This window comes from Saccharibacillus sacchari (assembly GCF_037722395.1).
GTDB classification, from domain to species: domain Bacteria; phylum Bacillota; class Bacilli; order Paenibacillales; family Paenibacillaceae; genus Saccharibacillus; species Saccharibacillus sacchari_A.
In genome coordinates, this window is the sequence record NZ_JBBKAR010000007.1 from 142,909 (window position 1) to 166,417 (window position 23,509).

General features: G+C 54.7%; 18 protein-coding genes. 7 read left to right on the top strand and 11 right to left on the bottom strand.

Annotated features, from left to right (window positions below):
- Positions 1-16: 16 nt before the first annotated feature.
- Positions 17-646: a GNAT family N-acetyltransferase gene (locus tag WKI47_RS03310; protein WP_340225772.1), complete on the top strand. Its 630-nt coding sequence runs from the start codon at positions 17-19 to the stop codon at positions 644-646.
- Positions 647-973: 327 nt separating this feature from the next.
- Here the strand turns inward: WKI47_RS03310 and WKI47_RS03315 are convergent, their stop codons facing one another.
- Both WKI47_RS03315 and WKI47_RS03320 read right to left on the bottom strand, forming a co-directional pair.
- Entirely contained in the window at positions 974-1,456 is a 483-nt protein-coding gene (locus WKI47_RS03315; protein WP_340225773.1) for a hypothetical protein, read from the bottom strand.
- Between the two features lie 414 nt (positions 1,457-1,870).
- Positions 1,871-3,094 carry a GTP-binding protein gene (locus WKI47_RS03320; RefSeq protein ID WP_340225774.1) on the bottom strand — a complete coding sequence of 408 codons (1,224 nt, stop codon included), beginning with the start codon at positions 3,092-3,094 and terminating at the stop codon, positions 1,871-1,873.
- Between the two features lie 178 nt (positions 3,095-3,272).
- Here WKI47_RS03320 and WKI47_RS03325 point away from each other — a divergent pair, with 178 nt between their 5' ends.
- Positions 3,273-3,815, top strand: a complete 543-nt coding sequence (locus WKI47_RS03325) for a ClbS/DfsB family four-helix bundle protein (protein WP_340225775.1) — start codon at positions 3,273-3,275, stop codon at positions 3,813-3,815.
- A 36-nt stretch (positions 3,816-3,851) separates the two neighbouring features.
- Here the strand turns inward: WKI47_RS03325 and WKI47_RS03330 are convergent, their stop codons facing one another.
- Positions 3,852-4,292 carry a hypothetical protein gene (locus WKI47_RS03330; protein WP_340225776.1) on the bottom strand — a complete coding sequence of 147 codons (441 nt, stop codon included), beginning with the start codon at positions 4,290-4,292 and terminating at the stop codon, positions 3,852-3,854.
- 363 nt (positions 4,293-4,655) lie between these two features.
- Positions 4,656-5,879, bottom strand: a complete 1,224-nt coding sequence (locus WKI47_RS03335) for a CynX/NimT family MFS transporter (protein ID WP_340225777.1) — start codon at positions 5,877-5,879, stop codon at positions 4,656-4,658.
- A gap of 322 nt (positions 5,880-6,201) precedes the next feature.
- Here WKI47_RS03335 and WKI47_RS03340 point away from each other — a divergent pair, with 322 nt between their 5' ends.
- Positions 6,202-7,104, top strand: a complete 903-nt coding sequence (locus tag WKI47_RS03340; protein WP_340225778.1) for a LysR family transcriptional regulator — start codon at positions 6,202-6,204, stop codon at positions 7,102-7,104.
- A gap of 299 nt (positions 7,105-7,403) precedes the next feature.
- Here the strand turns inward: WKI47_RS03340 and WKI47_RS03345 are convergent, their stop codons facing one another.
- The 3 genes from WKI47_RS03345 to WKI47_RS03355 form a co-directional block, all read right to left on the bottom strand.
- Entirely contained in the window at positions 7,404-8,747 is a 1,344-nt protein-coding gene (locus tag WKI47_RS03345; protein WP_340225779.1) for an ABC transporter substrate-binding protein, read from the bottom strand.
- Between the two features lie 252 nt (positions 8,748-8,999).
- The gene (locus tag WKI47_RS03350) at positions 9,000-9,839 is read right to left on the bottom strand and encodes a carbohydrate ABC transporter permease (RefSeq protein WP_340225780.1); all 840 of its coding nucleotides are present in this window, start codon (positions 9,837-9,839) and stop codon (positions 9,000-9,002) included.
- Positions 9,840-10,700, bottom strand: a complete 861-nt coding sequence (locus tag WKI47_RS03355; RefSeq protein ID WP_340225800.1) for a sugar ABC transporter permease — start codon at positions 10,698-10,700, stop codon at positions 9,840-9,842.
- A gap of 214 nt (positions 10,701-10,914) precedes the next feature.
- Between WKI47_RS03355 and WKI47_RS03360 the strand changes: the two genes are divergently transcribed.
- Both WKI47_RS03360 and WKI47_RS03365 read left to right on the top strand, forming a co-directional pair.
- A complete protein-coding gene (locus WKI47_RS03360; RefSeq protein WP_340225781.1) occupies positions 10,915-12,840 on the top strand; it encodes a cache domain-containing sensor histidine kinase in 1,926 nt (641 codons plus the stop codon).
- A gap of 42 nt (positions 12,841-12,882) precedes the next feature.
- Positions 12,883-14,226: a response regulator transcription factor gene (locus tag WKI47_RS03365; protein ID WP_340225782.1), complete on the top strand. Its 1,344-nt coding sequence runs from the start codon at positions 12,883-12,885 to the stop codon at positions 14,224-14,226.
- 177 nt (positions 14,227-14,403) lie between these two features.
- Here the strand turns inward: WKI47_RS03365 and WKI47_RS03370 are convergent, their stop codons facing one another.
- Positions 14,404-16,095, bottom strand: coding sequence for a methyl-accepting chemotaxis protein (locus tag WKI47_RS03370; RefSeq protein WP_340225783.1), 1,692 nt, complete (start codon positions 16,093-16,095; stop codon positions 14,404-14,406).
- 325 nt (positions 16,096-16,420) lie between these two features.
- Between WKI47_RS03370 and WKI47_RS03375 the strand changes: the two genes are divergently transcribed.
- On the top strand, positions 16,421-16,939 hold the full coding sequence (locus tag WKI47_RS03375) for an antibiotic biosynthesis monooxygenase (RefSeq protein ID WP_340225784.1): 519 nt from the start codon (positions 16,421-16,423) through the stop codon (positions 16,937-16,939).
- Positions 16,940-17,193: 254 nt separating this feature from the next.
- Entirely contained in the window at positions 17,194-19,587 is a 2,394-nt protein-coding gene (locus WKI47_RS03380; protein WP_340225785.1) for a UvrD-helicase domain-containing protein, read from the top strand.
- A 64-nt stretch (positions 19,588-19,651) separates the two neighbouring features.
- Here the strand turns inward: WKI47_RS03380 and bshB2 are convergent, their stop codons facing one another.
- The 3 genes from bshB2 to WKI47_RS03395 form a co-directional block, all read right to left on the bottom strand.
- Positions 19,652-20,323 carry a bacillithiol biosynthesis deacetylase BshB2 gene (bshB2, locus tag WKI47_RS03385; protein ID WP_340225786.1) on the bottom strand — a complete coding sequence of 224 codons (672 nt, stop codon included), beginning with the start codon at positions 20,321-20,323 and terminating at the stop codon, positions 19,652-19,654.
- A gap of 67 nt (positions 20,324-20,390) precedes the next feature.
- Positions 20,391-20,735 carry a YojF family protein gene (locus tag WKI47_RS03390; protein WP_340225787.1) on the bottom strand — a complete coding sequence of 115 codons (345 nt, stop codon included), beginning with the start codon at positions 20,733-20,735 and terminating at the stop codon, positions 20,391-20,393.
- A gap of 635 nt (positions 20,736-21,370) precedes the next feature.
- Positions 21,371-23,254: a methyl-accepting chemotaxis protein gene (locus WKI47_RS03395; RefSeq protein ID WP_340225788.1), complete on the bottom strand. Its 1,884-nt coding sequence runs from the start codon at positions 23,252-23,254 to the stop codon at positions 21,371-21,373.
- Positions 23,255-23,509 lie beyond the last annotated feature (255 nt).

A 23,509-nucleotide genomic window follows, 5' to 3' on the forward strand; every position in this document is an offset into this window, starting at 1 on the left:
ACCAAAGGAGAAACCCATGCAATCTTACCGTTTGGCCGAAAAGCACGAAATACGCGAGGTCGCTACGTTGTTTACGGAGTCGTTTATGGAGTATCCGTTGTTTCCGCTGATTTTAAGCCAAGGCAACGCCTACAAGGCCGAGTTATTCCGACTTAATTATATCAATACAAAGTCGTATGTTCAGCAAGAGGCGTGTTTTGTGGGGATATTGGACGGGAAAATCGTGTCGGCGGTGTTGTTGAAAAAAAGCGGAGATTCGGGGCCCGGGTTCATACAGTACCTGCTCAACGGCGGATTGGCGCTGGCGGCTCGGGTAGGGGTCGGACGGATCAAGCATATTTTGAATACATTGGACAAGATGAAGGAAGCTTGCCGCCGATACGGGAAAAAGACGTGGTACGTGGATTCGTTTGCGGTCGCCAAAGGCTATCAGGGGAAAAGTCTGGGGAGCGCGTTGTTCCGTTACTTTATTTTCCCGCATGTTCGCAAGCACGGGGGCGGCCTGATTACGTTGGTGACGCATACGGAATTGAACCGGAAATTTTATTGCAAAAACGGGTTCGAGGTGTTTAGCGAGTTCGGGATCGGGCCGGAAGGCGGGCGGATACCGAACTATAGTTTTCGGCAGGTGATCGAGAGAGGCTGAAGGACGGGAAGAAATAACTACCTTTACATTATAAGATCGGGATTTGGAGAATAAGTGCGGATATGCACCTATTTCTTTCGGATTTGAGGTTTTTGAGAAAATAGATGCGAATATGCGTTTAATTTCTCGGCTTCCAGCCTTATTGCGCGCTTTTTCTTTAAATAAGTGCAGATTCGCACTTATTTGAAGATCGCGGAGCAAATCGCTCGAAATAAGTGCATTTGAGCACTTATTTCAAAAAATCATCGGGCGGGTGTAAGCCCAGGCCCAAGATTTTCGCTTCGATATTCGGTTCGCGAAAGGTCTCGCTGCCGGATCGAGCATCGGTCACGCTTCGGCAGGTTCGGGGGAAATCAGGCGAATACCCAAGCGGCTGGTCAGGCCTTCAATACAGTCGGCCATGACGCGGTTGTGGTTCCAGACGAAAGCCGGGCGGAAGAAAGGAGCCCAGAGGTTCATCCAGCGTTTTTTGGTCCGCACTTCCCAGGTGTAGCGGACGCGGGTGCAGGCTCCGATCTGTTCGAATTCCAAGCGTCCGCGGCCTTCGAGATGTCCGTCGGCGCGCAATTCGATGAGGTAGGGTTTGCGCTTTTCGACGATCTGCGCGGTAAAAGACAGCTTGTATAGCATACGGGTACGAATGACGGTGAGGTATTCGTCTCCGATCCCGTCGCCGCCGCTGCCCGCTTTGACTTTGCAGATCGAACAGCCGCGCCACCAGTCGGCACGTTCGGGTTCTTCGATCAGTTTCCACAATTCTTCCGCAGTCGTCTCCAGCATCCAGTCGCTGACGAATCGGTATCCGTTCATAAGGCTTCGCTCCCTTGCCGATTGATCTTCTTCCTTTCATTAACACCGGGCAAGGAAATTGAACAATGAGTCAGTGCGGAAAAACGAGGAATATCTTCTTTTGCGAAAATTGATTTTCTCCGCTGCCGGTATATCAAAAGGTGGATCTCCTGTTCGCGACTTTTAACGGATCGTAGCGATGCTTAGCGACTGATATCGGCCTGTTGAAAAATGTAAAGGATCGAGTGGACGCTTAGCAGGAAAAAATCGGATTTTCGGAACCGAAAACCGCTCGTTTTTACGGCTAAGCGTCGTCTAGTTCCGTTAAAAATAAACAACCGCTTAAAAGAGATCGCTAACGGACATACGATCCGTTACGATCCCTTTTAAGCGGTTGAAAGAAATCAGCTTGCAATTCCAAACTATCTATCGGGGTTACGCCGTCACCGGTTTAAACGGATTCGGCAGCTTGCTCCAATCCCCCTCCATCTCCTCGGCCGTCAACAGCGTCGCGTCCAGCGACCGTTCGATCTCTTCGCGATCCATGCCAATGCCGATAAACACCAGTTTCGTCACGCGGTCGCCCCATTTTTCATCCCAGTCCGGCGAGTTTTCCAGCGATTCGCCTTCGCCGAAGTAGAACGCGCGCTCCTCCGGCGTCAGCGCCGATACCCATAATCCCGTGCTGGTGAATTCTTTCGAGCTGCCGGCCTGGCTAAACGAATACGCTTTGCGGTTGTCGAACGCCATCCACACGATGCCTTTGGAACGCACGACGGCTTCCGGCCAGCGTCCCATCCAACGACCGAAGCGTTCGGCATGGAACGGAATCTTTCTTTTATACACGAACGAATTGATCCCGTATTCCTCCGTCTCCGGCGTATGCTCCTCCTTCGACAACTCCAGAATCCATCCCGCCGACGCGCTCGCCCGATCGAAATCAAAGCGGCCCGTATTCAGGATTTCTTTCGGATCGACCTTCCCTTTGACCGAACGAATCAACTTCGCCGTCGGCTGAAGGCTGCGCAGCACCTCTTCCAGACGGTCCAGCTCTTCCGGCTCCACGAGGTCGCATTTGTTCAAGATCAGCACATCGCAGAATTCCACTTGCTCCACGAGCAAATCGACAATGCTGCGTTCGTCTTCGTCGGCGACTTCCTGTCCGCGATCCCGCAGCTTTTCCCGCGACTGGTAATCGTTCCAGAATTCCGCCGCGTTCACCACCGTCACCATCGTATCGAGCTTGGTGAGCTGCGTCAGATCGATTCCGTTTTCTTCATCTACGTAGCTAAAAGTCTGCGCCACCGGAACCGGTTCGCCGATCCCCGTCGATTCGATCAGAATATAGTCGTAACGTCCATCTTGCGCCAGACGCTCTACTTCCACCAGCAAATCTTCGCGCAGCGTGCAGCAGATGCAGCCGTTGGACATCTCCACCAGCTTCTCGTCGATCCGCGACAGCCCGCCGCCTTCGCGCACCAGATCCGCGTCGATATTCACTTCGCTCATATCGTTCACGATCACGGCCACTCGCAGCCCTTCCCGGTTGTTCAGTACATGATTCAGCAGCGTCGTTTTGCCCGATCCCAGGTAACCGCTCAGAACCGTAACCGGAATCCGGCGATCGCTCCCTGTTTGCTTGATATCCAAAAGACTCATCAGACTTCTCGCTTCCTTTCGGAATAAATTTAATCGTAATTATTACGATTTAACTGGTTGTATCTTAATCCTTTTTCATAGGGATTGTCAACGCGTGCCGATTTTCGTTCGCAAAACGGACACTATGCTGTCTGAGTTACCGGTCTATAATGGAGGTTGAGGAAAAAGGAGGGATTTCATGCCAAGTTACGATTACGCATCCAAACACGAGTTGAAAGCCGCGATTCACGCCGCTTACCTCAAACTGGATGCCGAGTATGACGGAATTAGCGACGCGGATCGAGATGTACGTTTTCCAGATGTCGATCGGACGCCTGCGGAGATTTTAGCGTATCAACTGGGTTGGCTGGCGTTGGTGCAGGATTGGGATCAGGAAGAATTGGCTGGCGGCACGCCGCAAATGCCCGCGCCGGGGTACAAATGGAACCAGCTCGGCGGGATGTATGCGGACTTTTACCGGCAGTATGAAGGCTATTCGCTAACCGAGCTTCGGCAACTGTTCGCGCAAGCGGAATCGGAATGGCTGGAGTGGATTGAAGGGTTGAGCGAGGAGGAAGTGTTCGTTCAAGGACAACGCCGCTGGACCGGGGACAAACCGAACTGGCCGATGGCGCGCTGGATACATATCAATTCGGCTGCGCCGTTCGGGACTTTTCGAGGGAAAATACGGAAGTGGAAAAAAGCGAAAGCAGCAGAAAAAGGCACAAGCGAGAGCTACTGAGATGTTGTACGCAAAAAAACGGCATTGACCGGAGACTTATGATCTTTGCTCATACCCGATCCACGCCCGCGTATTCGGATTAAAATACAAACTTTTGTCCACGTTACCGAACCGCGGATTCAAATCCGGGTAGGTGACGCGCACCGCGTATCCGCCGTTTGTCCGGCACAACCAACGGTGAAAAGCTTGCCAACCGCCGGGAGAAACGACGCCATTTGGCGCAACCTTCTGCACCTGAACCTCAAGCAGCCCCGGATATGCTTCCAGTGCTTCGCGCTCTTCGACTTCCATATGCCGATAAGCCGCCTGAATAAAAGCATTCTCCGCAATAAACTTCGTGCTCCCTATCCAATAGCCGATTACCGCAACCATGACGGAAGCACCCACGATTATTCGCGCTTTGCCCAGGATTCGGCGCCGCTCGCGACTGCGTTTTGTTTGTTGGTCTTTGACGCGTTCGTTCTCGATACGGCTCATGATTATTCCTCCTGGATGCCTTTTGAAAGGTTACGGTCGGCATGACTCCGTTTACGTTTCTTGTACATCCGTTTCGACATAGCTGAATAAAATCCTGCTATTGATCGTTCTTTGCGCCGCTTCAAGAGGCAGGCTTGCGTTTGGGATACGCCTATACGCAGACTCTAACGGATCGAGACGACGCTTAAACGCTCTTTTTAGCCTTTTAAAAATTCTAACGGATCAAGGTGACGCTTAGAACCAGAATCGGCTTGTTTTTGGTCTGAAAAATGGCGAATAGCGCGGCTAACGGACATACGATCCGTTAAATTCTCCAGAAGAGGCGATTATGAATTTTAAAGGACATGCAATCCGTTAGCCGGATCAATTCCGCGACCTGATCTGTGTTTCACGTGCTTTTTCAACTCCGGTTGTCGAACGTGTCTCTTTTTCTCCTGCCGGATTATGTCTTTGCGTCATCTTCCATTGCAGCGCAATCATCGCGATAATCGCGAGTAACATCACAGTCAGCGCCCCGTTAAAATGCCCCGAAGCATCATGCAACGCTCCGATCGTCAGCGGTCCCATAGCGCCGATCATATAACCGCCGCCTTGCGTCATCGCCGACCAGCCGCCCGCTTCTTCAGGCGTATTCGCTTCCGCGATCGGCAGCATGAGCGCAAGCGGGAAGAGTCCGCCGGCTCCAAGTCCGAGCGCGATAACCGCCGGAAGCATGGGGAGTCCGAGCAGCAGCATCCCGATCCCCGCAAGCTCGAACAACGCGCACGCGATCAGCACCGCTCTCGGATTCCCCAGTTTCGCGACCAGGCTCGGCGCGGTCAGCGACACCGGAATCTGGATCAGCGTAAACAGCGTCAGGAACGTCGCCGCCTGATCCGGGGTATACCCGAAATCGACCGCCATCGGCGCGATCCAAGCCGTGATCGAGTAGAACATGCCGGACATCAGGCCGAAAAACAAGGTCAGTTGAAAAGCTTTACGGTTGCGGAGCGGCAGTACGGAACGCGCGCGAACACCCGATGCGGATGAACCTCCGCGCTTAGCGAAGCCTGACCAGAACACCGCCGCGACCACGCCGAGAACCGCCCAGCCCGCCAGCGCGACGTTCAAATGATCTCCGCTCTGTTCATACACCGGAACCGACAGCGAAGAAGCAAGCGCCGCCCCCACCGTCATCGAAGCGGAATAGATACTGATTACAGCCGGACGTTGCGGAAACATCTTTTTAATAAAAGCGGACAATAGAGGCCCCGCCAGACTGATCCCGATCCCGCCGACAATCGCCGTCAGAATTAACAGCCACACCGAACTGCCCAACCCCCGAAGTCCGGTCATCGCAGCGATCAGCAACAACGAAGCCCAGATCGTCCGCTCTATCCCGAGCCGATCCCCGATCTTTGCCGCGAGCGGCGCGAACAATCCCATACACAGTACCGGAATCGTCGTAAGCAAACTTGCCGTCGCCCCGCTCATCCCAAGCTCCTCTTGAATCTTCCCCAGCAAAGGCGCCACCGAAGTCATGAGCGGTCTAAGATTCATCGCCGCAATCCCGATCGCCAGCAACGCGTATATGTTTTTCATCTTCATATTCAAAAGCCCACCTCCATCAATATTTCGGTTGGCTCTTAGTATAGGCAAACTCCAATCATTGATCAATTCTATAAACTTTATTATTATAATAGGATAAAACTATGATTGAGTGTGTGGAAAATCTTTCGTTTGGCTGAAGCGCAAAGCGGAGGGAGAAATTCAGTGAAAGACGCCTTTGAACCCGGAAAAATTCCATTAAAATTTCAATCAAATTTTCCGGGTGAAACAGCGTCTTGAACGAATTTTTCCCGCAGCGCCCCCCGCTTCCCCAACGAACAGGATTTTCCTCACATACGAAATTATCAAGGTGGCGACTATTATGGACACCCGCAATATCCAATATTTCATGGCCGTTTACGAACAGCTTCACTTCACCCGCGCCGCCGAAGAACTGGGCATCTCGCAACCGACGCTCAGCCAACAAATCCGCGCGCTGGAAAATGAACTCGGCATCCCTCTGTTCGATCGGATCGGCAAAAAAGTCGTCGTGACCGAAGCCGGAAAAATGTTCAAGCACTACGGCACGAAGATGCTCCAAGCCGAAATGGACATAAAAACGGCGGCGACCGAACTCAAATCAGGCAACCAGGGCGAAATTCGTTTGGCCGCCCTGCCTTCCGATCTCGATTTTCGTTTAGTTCCCTTATTCGTCCGCTTCAAAACCAAATACCCCGATACCCGGCTTCAAGTCATCTCGACCATTTTCGCGCATGAAGAAGTGTTAAGCCATAAAGTCGATCTGGGCATCGGACTTCAAGGACTGACGGACGACCGGCTTACCCATATTCCACTCGGGTCCGAGCCTTATCATCTGTTCGTGCGCGCCGACAGCCAGTTGGCCCGCCGAAAACGAATCACGCTGGAAGATCTGAAGGCGCACCCACTGGTCATGTACCCGAAAGGCTACGTCGGCCGCGATCTCGTCGACGCTACCTGCCGGAAACTGGGCTTCGAGTTGTCCACGGCGATGGAGACGGCTTCGGCGGCTTCGCTGCTGCAACTCGTTTCCGCCGGGATCGGCGCCACGATCCAGCCCGCGGGGCTGATCGGGCAAAACGGCGGCGATTATCCCGATATCGTCGCGATCCCTCTCTCCGGCGTTGAGCCGGTGCGGCATCTGGAGCTGACGTATTACGCGGATCGGTTCCTGACCGGAGCGCAGCGGGAACTGATCCGGTGGTTGACGGACTTCTTTGCGGAGATGCAGACAGGCGGGTCTTAAGATTTAGCGTCATTGTTGCATATAAGCAATAATTTAACTCGCTATTCGCTAAAAGAAGAACATTCATGCCAAAAAGCAATAATTCACTTCGGAAAAAGACTTTTTAGGCGTTTTTACAGTAAATTGTTGCTTATACGCACGAATGACGTCCAAACCCAGCAAATCTTGCTAAATTATTGCCTTTTCGCACGAATGAACAGAACTGCGTCAAAAAAGCGACCCCGTCGCCGTTTTCCGGCTTTGAGGTCGCTTGTTGACGTTTCTTTCACCGCTTGCCACTTGATGCTTTGACTCCGGACTTACTTCGCCGCCAGCTTCAGCACCGTCTCATCCATCTGCTTGAACAGCTCTTCCTTCGTAATCTTTTTCGCCACGTAAGCTTGCATCAAGGCGCCGAATTCTTGGCTCGTGCCGTCCGGCAGTTTAGGCCATTGCCAGCCGAGCGTTTTGTCGGCTTGCACGTATTCCTGGATGCTGGCCGCGATCGTGCCGAGTTGTTCCGGTTCGTACGTGATCGACTTGAGCGCCGGGATGAATTTGAATTCTTCGACGGTGTAGCGTTTGCCCGTGTCGGACGTGACCATCCAGTCGAGGAACTTTTTCGCTTCTTCTTTGTTGGCCGAGTTTTTATTCACGACCCAGTTGTTCGGTACGCCGACGAAGATGTTGTCGTTCAGCGCTTCGTCGTCGTTGATCGGCATCGGCAGAACGCCGATTTGCAGATCGGGATCGATGCCGTCGATTTGGACTTGCGTCCAGTTGCCTTGCTGCGTCATCGCCGCCATGCCGGAAGCGAATTCGGTCATTTGCGTGTTGTAGTCGGTCGTCAGCGGACGATCGTTGCTGAACTCCATCGTCAGGTCGACCAGATCGATCCATTGGTTGAAGATCTCGTTATCCGTGACGGACGTTTTGCCTTCTCTCCAGTCCGCGATAAATTGGTCCGGGTCGTCTTGCTTCGCATAAGCGTCGTTCACCAAATGCTGCCCGATGACCCACCATTCCTGGTAGCCGTTCTCGAACGGCACGATGCCGGCGTCTTTCAGCTTTTGCGCCGCCGCCCGCAGTTCGGTCAGCGTCGTCGGAATCTCGGTGATGCCGGCTTGCTCGAACAGCGCTTTGTTGTACAGGAAGCCGTAGCCTTCGATATTCATCGGCAGGCCGTACAGCTTGCCGTCCATCGTCATCGGGTCTTTGACGTTGTCGCTGAGGTCCGCGACCCACGGCTGATCCGACAAATCTTCCATGCGGTCTTTCCACAGTACCGCTTCGTTATAGCCGCCGTTGTTGAAAATGTCCGGTTCGTCGCCCGACGCGAATTTCGCTTTCAGCGCCGCGCCGTAATCCGCGCCGCCGCCGACCGTTTCGATCGTAATCGTGACGCCGGTTTCTTTCTTATACTCGGCCAGCAATTTCTCCATCGCGTCCGCGATTTCGACTTTGAACTGGAACATCTTGAGCGTAACGTCGGATGTCGGCGTGTCGGTTCCGGTCGCCGGTTCCGTCGTGGCGCTTCCGTTATCCGTGCCGGTCGTTCCCGTCGTCCCCGTTTCCGGATTCGGCATGCCGCCCCCGCCGCCGCAAGCGGCCAGCAGCGAAATCATCAGCAGTAAAGCCAGCGTGAGAAAGCTTGTTTTTTTCATGTGTAGAGCCTCCCTTGTGTGTGGTAAAACCGTGCTCCCCTCGATCTTTCGAACCTTTGCGCGCCGACCGCTTTTTCGCGGACGACGGTAGTACGCAAGTCGTACGCAAGCGGAATGCCTGCCGGCTTCCGAACGCGTTCGATATCTCCGACCGATACTCTTTTCAATCGTTTGGCAAGCGTTTACAATAAGAGTGCTTTCCGTCTTTTGCTTCGCTTTATGTGGGCTTTCCGCTTACCCGTTAGTAACGAATCAGCCTTTTACGGCTCCGGCCGCGATACCGGCGATAATATGCTTTTGCAAGGCCAGGAAGAAGATAATGATCGGCGTGATGCCCATCAGCAGTCCCGCGAGCGCCAAATCCCATTGTTTCGTGTATTGGGAGAAGAACGCGTTGGTCGCCAGCGGAATCGTTCGCAAGTCCGCGTTGCCCCCGATAATCAGGAGAGGCAGCAGGAAGTCGTTCCAGATCCACAGCGTGTTCAAAATGAATACCGTGACGATCATCGGCTTGAGCAGCGGCACCACGATTCGGAAAAAGACGCCGAACGGCGTGCAGCCGTCCACGATCCCCGCTTCTTCGATCTCGATCGGCACCGACTTCACGAAGCCGTGGAACAGGAAGATCGTCAGCGAAGCGCCGAAGCCCAAGTAACAGATAATAAGGCCCGGCAGATTGTTGGTCAGGTTCAGGTTGGCCGCGACCCGCACCAGCGGAATCATGATCGACTGGAACGGAATGACCATCGCCGCCACGAACGCCATGAACACGATATTGTTGAAGCGGCTCGGATGACGGACCAACCGGTACGCCGCCATCGAGCAAAACAGCGCCAGCAGCACGTTCGCCAGAATCGTGATGACGAGCGAATTCGTGAACGCGCTGGGAAAATCGAGAATCCGCCAGGCGTTTTTGAAGTTGTCGAAGGTGGCGGCTTTCGGCAGCGCGGCGGAATCTTTCAGGATATCGGCGAACTTTTTGAGCGAGTTCACGATCACGAAGTAGAAAGGCACCAGGAACATCAGGGCGACCAGAACCGTGATCAGCTCAAGCAGCAGCGTGCGCCAGGAATATTTGCGGCTTGTCTCCATTTAGGACTGGACCTCCTTTCGCTTCGTGAACCAGACTTGCAGCGAGGATACGGCGGCGACGATGACGAAGAACAGCAGTGCTTTTGCCGTGCCGAGTCCGTAGTTGCTGTTGGTAAACGCTTCGGTGTAAATGTTCAGCGCCAGCGATTCGGTCGAACCGAACGGGCCGCCGCGCGTCAATGCCAAGTTCAGGTCGAACATTTTGAACGCGTTGGACATCGACAGGAACAAGCAGACCGTGACGGCCGGCATGACCAGCGGAATCGTGATAAAACGCAGCTTTTGCAAATAACCGGCTCCGTCGATCTCCGACGCTTCGATCAGCGAGCGGTCGACGTTCATCAGGCCCGCGATATAGATGATCATCATGTATCCGGCGGCCTGCCAGACGAACACGATCACGATGCCCCAGAAGCCGGTCGCTTCCGTGCCGAGCCATTCGAGGTTGAAAAATCCGATTCCCGTCGCTTTGCCTACGGCCGCGAAACCGCGGATAAAGATAAACTGCCAGATAAAGCCGAGCAGCAGTCCGCCGATCACGTTCGGAATAAAGAACAGCGTCCGCAGCAGATTGCGCATCTTGAGCGGCTGAACCAGCATCAATGCCAGCAGGAAAGCGATCAGATTGGTCAGGATCACGACAGCCAAGGTGAAGCGAATCGTAAACCAGAAGGATGTCCAAAATTTCGCGTCCGCGAACATCACGGCAAAGTTACGCGCTCCCACCCAATTGACGGTAATGGCGACACCATTCCAGTCCGTGAACGAATAATACATGCCCAGAAAAAACGGGATGATTACGATAACGATGAAAAAGAGCAGCGAAGGACCCAGGAATACGCTCTGCATCAGTAAGTTCATCCAGCGCTTGCGTCCAGCCAATTTGGTGCACCTCCCGTTTCGGTCTTTTTTTCGGGTACGCACTTATTATAGAATCAAAAAGAAAGCGCTAACATAGAGATAAATGACGGATAAAGTGGACTATATTGACCTGCTGCCCCATCTTCGTCGACAATGAGGTCAACATGCGAGATAAGAAAAGAGAGCGTTTTTATTTTCGGAAAAGGAGAGCGTTATGTTCAGACACTCGATCCGCAGCAAATTGATCGTATTCCTTGTTTTCGCTACGGCTTTGCCGATCCTGCTCTCCGCGTTGATCGCCTACAATCTGACCAAAGAGAACGTCAAACGAAGCGCGATCGAAGACAATGCCAGTTTGCTGTATCAAGGGCAGATCAATATCGTCAACTATCTCGACACGGTCAATAAGCTCTCCCTGCAAATTTACGACGAATCGGTCTACGGCGACACGGTAATCGATATTATCCTGTCCGGCTCCGACGAGCTGGATTCCGGGCTGGACCGCAACGATGTCATGGGCGCGCTGAGGCGGTCCTATTACTCGCTGGACGGCATTTACCAAGTCTTTTTGCATATCGACAAAAGCAGCAACTCCTATCTCTACTTCGCGGGCAAGCCGTACGGACCGACGCGTCAGGAGCAGCTTCCGGAGTATCGGCGCTGGAACGTGCAGGCGTTCGCGGGCTTGACCCACCGGGCGGGCACGTACAGGCTGCGGCCGGAAAACGAGGAGCGGACGACGGACGTGTTCACGTTCAACCGCATTGTCTACGATATCCCCCGCAACCAAAAAGCCGGACTGCTCGCGATCGACGTGCGCATCGACTTTCTCCGCTCGTTGACGCAGCGCCTGGCCGCCGAGGGCGAACAGGTGTATATCGTGGACGGCGAAGGGCGGCTTATCGTCGGTCCTCCCGACCGTCTCGGCGAAAAGCCGGATCTGAACGGGTTGGACGAGGTACTGAAGGCACGCAACGATTCCGGCTACACCGCGCAAAAAGACGGCAGCGACTCGTTTCTTTTTTACGAAAAAGTGCGCAGCCCGCTCGCCGATTGGACGTTGATCAAAAGCGTCGATACCGACACCCTGTACCGCCGCGAGCGGCAGATTCTGCTGCTCAACGCCGCTGTAGGCGCGCTATCGCTGATCGTGGTCGTCGTGGCGACGGCGTTCATCTCGCTCAAATTCACCCAGCCGATCCGCAAACTGATCCGCGGCATGCAGCAGGTGGAATCCGGCGGGCTGCCTTTGGAACTGGAAACGAACCGGACCGACGAATTCGGCGTACTGTCGCGTCGGTTCGAAGGCATGGTGCGCAGGCTGAACGACTCCATTTTAAAACAGTACCGGCTGGAGATCATGAACAAGACCAACCAGTTGCGGGCGCTCGAAGCGCAGGTCAATCCCCATTTTCTGAACAATGCCCTGCAATCCATTGCGACGCAGGCGTTACGAAAAGGCGACAAAGAGGTCTACGGTCTGATCACCTCGCTCGGCCGGATGATGCACTATAACATGCACGTCGGCGACGCTTTCGTCCCATTGAGCCGGGAGCTGGAATACGTGCAGGATTATCTCGGTTTGCAAAAACACCGCTTTCAGGGCAACTTCCGGTTCTCGTTGGAGATCGAGCCGGAGGCGAAGACGGTGCAGGTGCCGCGAATGATTCTCCAGCCTCTGGCGGAAAATTATTTCAAGCACGCAGATGAAGCACCCGAAAAGGAAGGCGTGCTGCGTATTCGGGCTTTTGTCCGCTGCGTGGATCGCGAGAAGCGCGGACGGTACGGCAACGAAGACGGCATGCCCGGCGAACAGACCGCGTCCGGGCATCCGGCACGCAACGAAGCGCAAACGGATAACGTTCAGCGCTTTCCCCGCCGCGAGCTGATCATCATCGTCGCCGACAACGGCCCCGGCATCGAGCAAACCAAGCGGCAGGAGCTACAGGATATGCTCGACCGTCCGCTCGTGTTCGGTCAAAATACGGAATCGCCGCAAATCGGGCTACGCAGCGTCGGCGATCGGCTTCGGCTTTATTTTGGTGACGCGGCTGCCGTATTTTTAAGTCAGGCACTTGAAGGCGGGCTTCAGGTTACACTTCGGATACCTTTGTTTGGGGACGAGGATTTTCGGACATAAATAGGTAGAAAGATCGATTACTCCAAAAAAGGAGCCTTCATCATGAAAGTACTGATCGTAGACGACGAAGCCCATGTACGCGAAGCGATTCGCCTCCTGATCGATTGGGAACACTACGAAACCGCCGAGGTGCTGGAAGCCGCCAACGGCCGCGAAGCCGTCGCCCTGATCGAGCGGCATGCCCCGCATATCGTGCTGACGGATATGATTATGCCGGCCGGCGGAGGAATCGACCTGCTGGAATGGATCAGCCTTCAGGCGCCGGAGACCCGAACGTTGGTGATCAGCGGGCACGGAGACTTTGATTTCGCCCGTCAGACGTTGCGCTACGGCGGCATGGATTATTTATTGAAGCCGATTGACGCGGATCAGCTCAACGACTCCTTTTCCCGCGCGGTGCAAAGTTGGAAAGTGAGCGAAGCCAATCGCAGGCAACTGCTCGCCCAAGCGATGGAGGTCAACCGCTTCAAGCCCGTTTACCGGGACAAGCTGTGTTCCGATCTGCTCGGCGCTCCGGCTGCTCGCGAGACGGCGGAACGGGAGCTGGCCGGCGAGTTTGGGTTAAAAGAACCCGCAGGCACCGTGCGAAGCGCCGTTGTGCGGTTAAGCGAAAATTCGCCGCTATGGCACAAATATGCCGGGCGTACCGAACTTCTCTTTTTCACCCTGTCCAACGTGGCGAATGAAATGCTTGGACGCGGCGTAGAGGGTTATGCCTTCCGTAATCTGGGACGCGAACGAGAAATTGCGATCTTCTTTTGGAACGGTGCGGCACATGCCACGGAAAAGCTGGACCGGATCAATGCAGGCCTGGCCGTCGTGCTGGGCGAACCGCTGCATTTCGGCATTGGCGGCTGTGCAGACGGATTGGGCGATGGCTTGCGGGCTTCGTATCTCCAGGCGGAGGAAGCGTTGAAACGATATTCCGCGCAGCCTGCCGTTGCCGCGAGCGCGCACGCCGGACATGATCAAGGCAGCAAAAACACACGAAATACCTTCGTTCTCCCGGCAATCGATCATCGCGGGAGCAGCACCTATATCCACGCTTTCGAATCCGGTTCCACCGGAGGCGCAGGCGTGATGGAAGAGATCGCCGCCTATATCCGGGAACACTACCGCGAAGAATTGACCCTTCAGGACCTGGCCGACCGCTTTTTCCTGAGCCGTGAATACATCTCAAGACGCTTTAAGCGCGAACTCGGCGAAAATGTCTTCGACTACCTCGCCAACATCCGCCTGGAACGCGCCAAGCGCCTGCTCCTCGACTCCGACATGACCATCGTCCGCATCGCCGAATTGGTAGGCTACCAAGACGAAAAATACTTCAGCCGCGTGTTCAAAAAAACGACAGGCTATACGCCCAACGAATTCCGGCGCGTTTTTTGAAGCGTTTTCGCCAAACTCAGATCATGCTCCGTAAAAAAAGAAGAACTGCCCTAAGCCGCAACCGCGACTCCGAGACAGCCCTTCTTTTTTGTTGTATTGCTTTGTTTTTGCCCTCTTGTGTTTTCTTCACTTCCCTACCCTCTAACCACCCGGAGAGGCTTTTGCAGCCTCTCCCCCTCACACCCTGAATTGCCCGACTTCCCCCTGCAACTCGCTCGACAACCGACTCAATACCTCCGCCGACGCCGACACTTCCTGCATCGAAGCCAACTGCTGCTCCGAGGCGGCGGCCACGCTCTGGGAACGGGCCGAAATATCGCGCGACAGCTCGTTCATATCCCGCTCCGAGCTGAGCGTCTGCTGCATGCCCGCCGAGATTTGCTCGACGGCAGCAGCCGCTTCCTGCATACGGCCCGTAATCTGTTCCAGCGAGCCGTAGATGCGATCGAACGATTCTCCCGCGCGATTCGCCGTTTGTGCTCCGCTTTCCACTTCGCGCGACCCTATCTCCATCGCTTCGACCGCCCCATGCAGTTGATTCACGATACTGCCCAGAATGGATTCCACCTCGGAAGCTGCCGTTTTCGACTGCTCCGCCAGCTTTTTCACCTCTTGCGCCACGACGCCGAAGCCTTTGCCTTGTTCGCCCGCACGCGCGGCTTCGATCGAAGCGTTCAGAGCCAGCAGATTCGTTTGTCCCGCGATACCGGCGATCGTTTGCACGATTTCGGCGATACGCTTCGATTCACGCTCCAACTCATGCACGGCTTCCGATGAACGCCCCACCGTCTCTTTCGCCAGACGCATCCGCTCCATCGTTTCTCCGATCAGCTTCGTCCCTTCCTGCGCGCCTTCCAGTGCCCCCACAGAAGCTCGTGACACATCCGAAGTGGTATCCGCCACGCGGCGCAGATTCTCTCCGCCGTCTTCGAGGGCCAGCTTGTTCTCGTCCATGCCCGCCATCTGGCGTTCGGCTCCGATCGCCACACTCTGGATCGCCGACGTGACATGATCGGCCGCTTCCGTCGCTTGCCCGGAGCTTTTGAGAAGCAGGTTCGAAGCGCCGGATACCTGTTCGGAGCTGCTGCCGATCTTGACGATCAGGTTACGCAAGTTGTTTTTCATCATATTAAAAGCTTCCGCCATTTCGCCGATCTCGTCTTTGTTGTTGACCTGTAAGTCGGCTCCGCGCAGATCGCCTTCCGATATCCTTTTCGCTTCGGCGGCGATCAACGATACCGGACGGGCAATTTTGCGACCGATCACGAAAGCAATCGCCGTTCCCAGCAAAAGGCCCGCCGCGACGAATACAATGATGATCGTTTCGATGTTCCGTAGGCTCGATGCGGTATCCGTGACCGAAGCGTCGAGCATCGAGCGTTGGATCGTTTCGAGCTGCTGCGAACGGTCGGCCAGCGCGTCGGCCAACGGCACGCATTCTTCTTCCACGACGCGCGTATACCCTTCCGTATCGCCCGCTTCCTTGAGTGCCACCAGACGCTGTCCGACTTCGCCGTAGCTGCGTTCCAGTTCCGCGATTTCGCCAAGCAGCGCCTGCGATTGCGAATCGGTCAACATCACGTTCAATTGCTGCATTTTTTCCAGCATATCGGCTTTATTTTGTTCGAAAGAGTTCACATGTTCCGGATTGCCCGTAATCAGATAGCCCCGTAGATTTTTGGCTTGCGCCGTCGCTTCGTATTTCATGTCCGCGATCGCTTGGATTTCCGCCACATGCCGATCGATCAAGCTCGCATAGTTCCGATGAACCTGTTCCACCTCGTAAAAGCTGAACGAAGCCAACACCAACATGATTAACAATACCCCCGCAAAACCCGCGTGTAGCCTTCGTGCGATCGTCATTTTCATCGTTACTCATCCCGTCCTGTCTCTGAAGTATGTATAACATGTACCCATCGACAGGCGGAAAGAGAGCATGCCTCATAACCTGGACCCGGGTCTTTCGGTGACTATCCGCCTTGTTTCTTGTAGTTATTTAGACTCACGTATAGGGTTTGAAACAATGTTCGGCAAAATTCGATTGTTTACATTTCATTTATTCCCGTCCTTTCTTTTCTTGCGTTTTTCCCGTTCTGCCCGATTCCTTGAGCGTCCGACCGCCCGCGTAGGGGTATAATGAACATATAGGGAAAAAGAAGTTTCCCCACTTTGACGCAAAGGCAGGTTGATCGGTATGTTTCTGTATCTTTTTCACGGCACAGTGCCGGAAGATCCGCAGCTCGATAACGTATATGCGTTGCAAGGCGAGAACGAAACGGTCTATTTATTCGAAACGACGCATCCCCCGGACACTTCGATCGATTCCCGTTCCGCATACCAAGCGATCGACAGCTCCGGCTCTTTGGCCGGCGGTTTCGCGGTAATGAACAATATTCCTGTCAGCGAAGACGGACGGGCTGCTTTCGAAGAACGTTTCCTGGGGCGCGCCCGACGCGTCGAGGATATGCAAGGCTTCTCGGGCATTCGCGTTCTTCGGCCGCTTCAGGGCGATACGTACGTCATACTGACCGTCTGGAACGACGAAGAAAGCTTCAAAGGCTGGCAAGAATCCGAAGCTTACAACCACGCCCACCAAAAACGCGATACGCCGCAGGGCATCACGCAGCAGCGCCCGGAGATTTTTGCGCGGCCGTCGTTCGTCACGACTTACAAGGTAACTCCGCCCGAACCGGGTCAACCGAGCACCTGTTAATAAACAGATCATGATGCAAAAACCTTCGAAGCTGATCCCGGATCGACGTCGAAGGTTTTTTGCGGTTTATTTTTAAGCAATTCCTTTGACGCTTCCGAAGGGAGCATGATACATTTATAAGATCGGAATTTTGACGGAAACGGACGCCGCAATGGCTAAAAACAGTCGCTGCGAGCAAGAGTAGGTTTAGCCGCCGGGTGAAGCGATTCGCAAACGCAGACGCCGGCGAGTGTATAGATTGAGGGGATCGAGCAGTGGAAAAATCGACATCGGGATTTGAAAACAAGCCTTTCGGCGCATCCTCGGCCCGGGTGCCCAGAGCGGAGATCGCGAAGGCCCACGCAGAGCGAGGATATTCGGCAAAAGGAATCGGCGGACAGCTTGGAGAGCTGGATGCCGCTTATTTTCATCGACTGGAGCAATCAGGTATCCGTCTGAACGCTGCGCAGATGGCTGCGGTGCGCTGCACGGAAGGTCCACTGCTCACCCTGGCTGGAGCCGGTTCGGGCAAGACCAGCACATTGGTTTGCCGAACCGGCTATCTGCTGGACGTTCGCGGCGTCGAACCGTCCGGCATTTTGCTGCTAACCTTCTCCAGCAAAGCCGCTGCCGAGATGCGCGAGCGCATATCCGGGCTGCCGGGGATTAGCGAATATGATGCCGGGCGTATCCAGGCGCGTACCTTCCATTCCTTTTGCCTTTGGCTGCTGTTCAGTCAAGGCGTTCAAAAAGAGATTTTCGGCGATACGCGCAGACAGCATATTCAACTGCAACAGATCATGCGGGAGCTGAGCCTTCAGGATGCGTACCCGCCCGAGAATCTGCTCGCCCTGCTCTCCTCCTACAAAGTAAATCTGATGACCGCCGAACAGCTTCCCGAGGGCAGCGAGGCGGACCGTCAGATGAAACGGATTCTGCTCCGCTACGAGTCTTGGAAAAAAGAACACGACCGGATCGACTTCGACGATGTTCTGACCGGCGCGCACGCGATGTTGAAGGAACGTCCCGATCTGCTGGAGCGGCTGCGTCGCCGTTTCTCGCATCTGATGGTCGACGAGTTCCAGGACACCAACCTGCTGCAATACGAAGTCGTGAAAATGATCGCCGCTCCGCGCAACAATCTGATGGTCGTCGGCGATGACGATCAGACGATCTATTCGTTCAACGGCGCTCGCAGCGAATTTATTCTTGAATTTGAAAAGCTGTATCCGAAAGCCCGCATCATCACGCTCGATATCAATTACCGTTCTGTCCCGTCCATTGTCGGATTGGGCAACGAAGTCATTCGACATAACAAAATGCGCCGCGACAAGACCCTTCGTGCCGCGCACAACGGAGCCATACTTCCTGCCTATATGCGGCCCGATTCGGCTGACGACGAGGCAGGCCAAGTCATCGCTTTTATCCAGCGCGAGGTGGATGCGGGTCGCCGCGACTACGGGGATTTCGCGATTCTTTACCGTTCGTCCAGCACCAACCGCGCGGTGCTCGAACAGCTCGTGATGCGGGATATTCCGCATATCGACTACGGCGACGGGCGTCTGCTGTACGAACACTGGCTGGTCAAGCCCGTGCTCGATCATATGCGATTGTCGATCAACCGCCGCGACTTCGATGCCATGGCAAGCGTACTGCCGACCCTATACATCGCGCGGGACAAAGGATTGGCGCATATTCAGACAACCGATGCAGCGCGCCCAAAAAAAGGACCGCTCGTTCACCTGTTGACTCTGCCCGGCCTGAAAGACTTCCAGCTTGAAAAGATCCGCCAGCGCCTGGAAATGATCCGCTCGCTCAAAGGCCTTGTTCCTGCCGCCGCGATCACGCAGATTCGCAAAAGCTTCTATGACGCCTATATTCAAGCCGGCGAGCATAGCGAGCAGACCTCTCACCGCGAAATGCTAAAGGAAATGCTGGACGAACTCGAAACGTCCGCCGGACGCTTCGACTCTATCGTCTCCTTCCTGGCTTTCGTCGACGACATGCTGCTGCGCAATCAACAGACCGCCGCCGTAAAGTCGCAGGCCCAAGGCAACCGCGTGGCCCTGATGACCATTCACAAGTCCAAAGGCCTGGAGTTCCCGGCTGTGTTCCTGATCGGTGCCTCCGAAGGCACCCTGCCGCATTCCTCGGCGCTCGGAGCCGATTCCTTGCGCGACACCCGGGTCGGCTTGGAAGGCGAAGCCAGCTATACCGAAGCGCTCGAAGAAGAACGGCGACTCGCCTACGTCGCCGTAACCCGTGCCAAGGAGCAGCTATTCGTCAGCTCCCCGGCTTTACAGCGCGGCAAGAAAGCCGCCGTCTCGCGCTTCCTTTTGTCCGCCTTCGGCCAGGACACCGCAGCCTCCGACGCCGCGGCGCGCGCCGAACACGGCAACCGCCGAAGCGGCCCGGACCCAACCCGCTTCGGCAAAGTCCGCACCGGTCGCTATGGCCGCTCAGACGTGACCTCCGGCACGGGAAGTTCACCATCCGCGTCCGCAACCGCCACCGGCCGGACCCAAAGCGTTCCCGTCTGGATGTGCACCACCGGCTCTTGCGTCGCCTGGACCCGCATCATGCACAGCAAAGACATGGCCGCCGCGCACAAGCCATGTCCGTTATGTGGCTCGCCTATGAAAAAAGGCCGCAAAGACGTTCCCGTTTGATATTGATCCGATTCAAGACAAAAAAGGAGATCCAAGCCTTATCAAGGCCTGGATCTCCTTTTTGTTATTTTTTCGGATGCGTATCGAACTTGTACGTCCAGAACTTCTCGCTGGCAAAACGTTCCCGGATCGTCGGATGGTGCGCAGGCAAGCCTTCGAATACGGGATCGGTGTGGAACTGCGACTTATGCGCTTTGATCGAACCGATCTTCTGTTCCAGGAAAAGCGTGATGTCGACATGAATATCGGCCGGACCCAGCGCACGCTCATGCCCTTTTGCAAAAGCGACCACATGTACTTTCGGACGGTCCTTGGGCTTCATGGCTTCAACGACACGAACGATGGCAGCACCGCAGGCGTCATGATCGGGATGCACGCTGTACTCCGGATGGAAAGTTAGAATGAGCGAAGGATTCAGCTCCTCGATCAGCTCGCGCAGCTTGCCGTCGAGCAGCTCGCGGTCTTCGAATTCGATCATTTTATCGTGAAAACCCAGCGTACGGATATCCGTAATCCCAATAGCCGCGCACGACGCTTCAAGCTCGCCACGGCGCACGGTCGGCAAAGTCACGCGATTCGCGAACGGCGGGTTACCGAGGTTGCGGCCGAGCTGGCCCATGGTCAGGCAGGCATAGGTGACCGGCGTGCCGTTATGCAAATGATAAGCGGCTGTACCGGATACGGTATAAGATTCATCGTCGGGATGGGGAAAAACTATCAAAACATGACGTTCCACGGGTATACCCGCTCCTTTCCTGATGCGGTGCAAGCCGCCTTGTTGGAGATCAATGATACGTATCGACTTAAAAAGGTTCGGGGCTCAGCATCAGGCTGACGACCAGTTTGCCGTCATTATCGTTACCGGCAAGAATCGCTCTTTCCGGTTCGGTTTCTTCATAATGCGTCAATCCTTCGGCATAGATCCAGCCCTCGGGCATTTTCAGGCCGACCCGGTACGGGCCGACGCCGGAGATCGAACCTGTCGAATAGCTGATTTTGACGTTGCGGATCAGGTTCGAAGCAATCAGCTTCGAGCGGTCTTTCTCGAATGTATAGGCGCCGTTGGTCAGCTCAAGATGCAGATAGAGCTCCTGATTTTTCAGCTTGTCGAGCAGCTCTTGAACGGCTTGCGGTTGAATCGGCAGCATCGGAGTCTTCCCTTCGGTTTAAAATTTACTAAAAGTAACTTTCATTATAGTACAGGATGCCGATCGGGACAATGAAGAGAGGATTTTACGCAGACGAAAAAGAAGGAGAGTGTTCTTGGGCGACGTGGTTTGTCGCGGGAAAGTCCTGTTCGGTAGGGCAGCATATAGGCTGCGGGAAAATTCAGTGAAAGACGCTGTCTCACCCGAAAATTTGGGAGTGGCATGTGTGCCAATCCCAAATTTTCGGGTTCAAAGGCGTCTTTCACTGAATTTTCCTCTCCGCCGCTTCGCTGCAACCGAAGTCAGGACATGCTCGACAAGCCGGGTCTTCTTCGAAGACTTTCCTTCTTGATCGCTGCGAGTCGAGGTAAGGGGAGAAGAAAGTTTAACTTCCTTTTCGCATAGGGCGTTGAAACTATTTGAGCTTAAACGACAAAAAGAGGCGAAAAAGCTTGAATGCTCGCTTTTTCGCCTCTAAGCGTCCGTTCGTTCCGTTAGAGTGTTCAAACACCTATCAAACCAGTCAGCGGCGTACACGGGACACGGCCTTTTCCAGCGCAAAAATCCAGCAAAATCCGCTCATTTTGTAGGATTTGCAGTTTTCCCGCTTACTCCACCTCGTCCCTTTAGCATGCTTAGGAAGCTTCGGATCTTTTTGGGTTGGCTTCGCTTGAAGCCGGACGATCAATAACGTTCGCGTTGCCTGCTTCAGCAGAAGTCGTGGCGTCGATCACGAAATCCTGATCGGGATCGTCGGCAGACGGCACGATCGGAAGTTCCGCTACGGGCGTCAAGTTCGTGGCTTCCGCAGCCAGCGCCTCGTCGACCTTGAAGCGGCCGATCATATGCTCCAGTTCGGCTGACATGCGTTCCAACTCTGTGGCTGAGCTTTTCATATGGTCGATCGCGGTCAGTTGGCCGTCGGCGGATTCTTCGATACCGACAAAGTGTTCGGATGCGCTGCGCGATGCTTTTTCCATCAATTCGGCAGCAGCGGTGGCTTGTTGGGCTCCCGCCGCGGTCTGCTCGGATACGGCGGAGATTTCCTGCAACTGCTCGGCGATGCGTTGGACCGACGCCAGAATGCCGCTGAAGGAGTCGCCTGTACGTTTCACCACACTTGCCGCTTCGTCGATTTTGCCGGTTTGGACACGTACGCCCTCGACGGCCTCATGGGTCTCTCCGATGATTCCGGTGACAATCGACGCTACGTCCGAAGCCGATTTTGCGGTCTGCTCGGCCAGCTTGCGAACTTCATCGGCCACGACGGCAAAGCCGCGTCCATGCTCACCGGCTCTTGCCGCCTCGATTGAAGCATTGAGCGCCAGCAGATTCGTTTGCGACGAAATCGCCTGAATCTCGCCTACGATCTCGCCGATCCGACTGGAATGCTGATTCAAACGTTCTACGCGCGATCTCGTCTCGTCCGAGGAAGCCTGCACCGCTGCCATCTGTCCAAGCGCGCCTACCACGAATTCTCCGCCGGTTTTCGCCGTCTCCGAAGCTTCCTGAGCGGCGCCCGCCACCACGTTAAGCGCATCGGCGATATGCTGGATGCCTCCGCTGACTTCGCCCAAAGCCCGCGAGTTCTCTTCGCTAAGGCGAGCCTGTTCCCGCATGCGTTTACCCGCTTCGCCGAGATGGACCGCCATTTGTCCGCTGGCCGCCGCCCATTCCTCTGCCCGATCCGACAAGGCTTCCGCAGAGCGACGGGTATCCTGCGTGCCTGAGCGCACGCCCAGAATCATGCCGCTCATCGTGTCCAACATGGAGCGGAACGCTTTCGACAAGCGTCCGATCTCGTCTTTGCGCGTATCTGTGATCGCAAGCGTCAGATCCCCTGCTTCCACCCCGCGCATCTCGCCCGTCAATTTCCGCAGCGGCGCAACGATCATTCGGGAAAGAAGATACAGCACAACCAGGGAGACAGCCAAAACGATGCCGCCCAGCAGCAGCGCCTGATTGCGGTTATGATCCATCTGCGCCTGGATGGACGTAGCGTCGAAGTCGGCCCCCAGTACGCCCAGAACCTGGCCTTCCGCATCCTTGATCGGCACATAAGAGGTTAGCGTGGTGCCATACTCGTCGTCTGTCGTCAGGCTGCCGATTTTCGCTTTTCCCGTAGCGAAGACGGCTTCAAGCTCCGGATTGACTGCGTCCTCTACCGCTCCAAGCGCAGACATTTCTTCCGCAGCGGCATTTGTCGGAGCACCGTCAACCGCGTAAAAATACTCCGGAGACCCATCTTTGTCGCGCATGTTCATCGTATAGAGGTATTTCAGATGATTGGCTTCCCGAAGTTCATTCAACCTTTTGCGCAATTGGAAATAATACGCGGTAACGCCGCTTTCGGGAGTGATCTTGCTATACGCGCCGGTGTCGATCTCTCCGGTCGCATAGTCCGCGATGCTCTGCGCCTGTTTGCCTACGGAGCCAACCAGAAGCAGGGAGGAAGACCTGTACATGCTGTAACCCAATACGACTTCCGACACGACAATCAAGATAGAAAAAATCAACATGATCTTCAACTGCAAGCTTTTCAAAAAACTTCGCCTCACAATCCTGAACTGGAATGCTGAAGAGGGGTGCACCTCTTTCTGTTGTGATAAGTTTAGGCGATCGGCTAAAGCGTTTCAATCAATTTTTTGGATAAAAAGCTTACATTTCGCATATTTTTTTGTTTTTTCTTAAAAATTCAACGAACGATTCACATAAAATGTATATTGATGTTAGATAGATTAACACCATAGAGTCTTTGGACCTAAAACACGCAC

Coding starts and splice junctions, on each gene's coding strand:
- WKI47_RS03335 (WP_340225777.1), bottom strand. CDS start 5,879: ATGAAGATGAAAAACATATACGCGTTGCTGGCGATCGGGATTGCGGCG.
- WKI47_RS03320 (WP_340225774.1), bottom strand. CDS start 3,094: ATGAGTCTTTTGGATATCAAGCAAACAGGGAGCGATCGCCGGATTCCG.
- WKI47_RS03355 (WP_340225800.1), bottom strand. CDS start 10,700: ATGAACTTACTGATGCAGAGCGTATTCCTGGGTCCTTCGCTGCTCTTT.
- WKI47_RS03325 (WP_340225775.1), top strand. CDS start 3,273: ATGCCAAGTTACGATTACGCATCCAAACACGAGTTGAAAGCCGCGATT.
- WKI47_RS03350 (WP_340225780.1), bottom strand. CDS start 9,839: ATGGAGACAAGCCGCAAATATTCCTGGCGCACGCTGCTGCTTGAGCTG.
- WKI47_RS03390 (WP_340225787.1), bottom strand. CDS start 20,735: ATGCTGCCGATTCAACCGCAAGCCGTTCAAGAGCTGCTCGACAAGCTG.
- WKI47_RS03340 (WP_340225778.1), top strand. CDS start 6,202: ATGGACACCCGCAATATCCAATATTTCATGGCCGTTTACGAACAGCTT.
- WKI47_RS03370 (WP_340225783.1), bottom strand. CDS start 16,095: ATGAAAATGACGATCGCACGAAGGCTACACGCGGGTTTTGCGGGGGTA.
- WKI47_RS03310 (WP_340225772.1), top strand. CDS start 17: ATGCAATCTTACCGTTTGGCCGAAAAGCACGAAATACGCGAGGTCGCT.
- WKI47_RS03360 (WP_340225781.1), top strand. CDS start 10,915: ATGTTCAGACACTCGATCCGCAGCAAATTGATCGTATTCCTTGTTTTC.
- WKI47_RS03365 (WP_340225782.1), top strand. CDS start 12,883: ATGAAAGTACTGATCGTAGACGACGAAGCCCATGTACGCGAAGCGATT.
- WKI47_RS03315 (WP_340225773.1), bottom strand. CDS start 1,456: ATGAACGGATACCGATTCGTCAGCGACTGGATGCTGGAGACGACTGCG.
- WKI47_RS03345 (WP_340225779.1), bottom strand. CDS start 8,747: ATGAAAAAAACAAGCTTTCTCACGCTGGCTTTACTGCTGATGATTTCG.
- WKI47_RS03395 (WP_340225788.1), bottom strand. CDS start 23,254: ATGTTGATTTTTTCTATCTTGATTGTCGTGTCGGAAGTCGTATTGGGT.
- WKI47_RS03330 (WP_340225776.1), bottom strand. CDS start 4,292: ATGAGCCGTATCGAGAACGAACGCGTCAAAGACCAACAAACAAAACGC.
- WKI47_RS03375 (WP_340225784.1), top strand. CDS start 16,421: ATGTTTCTGTATCTTTTTCACGGCACAGTGCCGGAAGATCCGCAGCTC.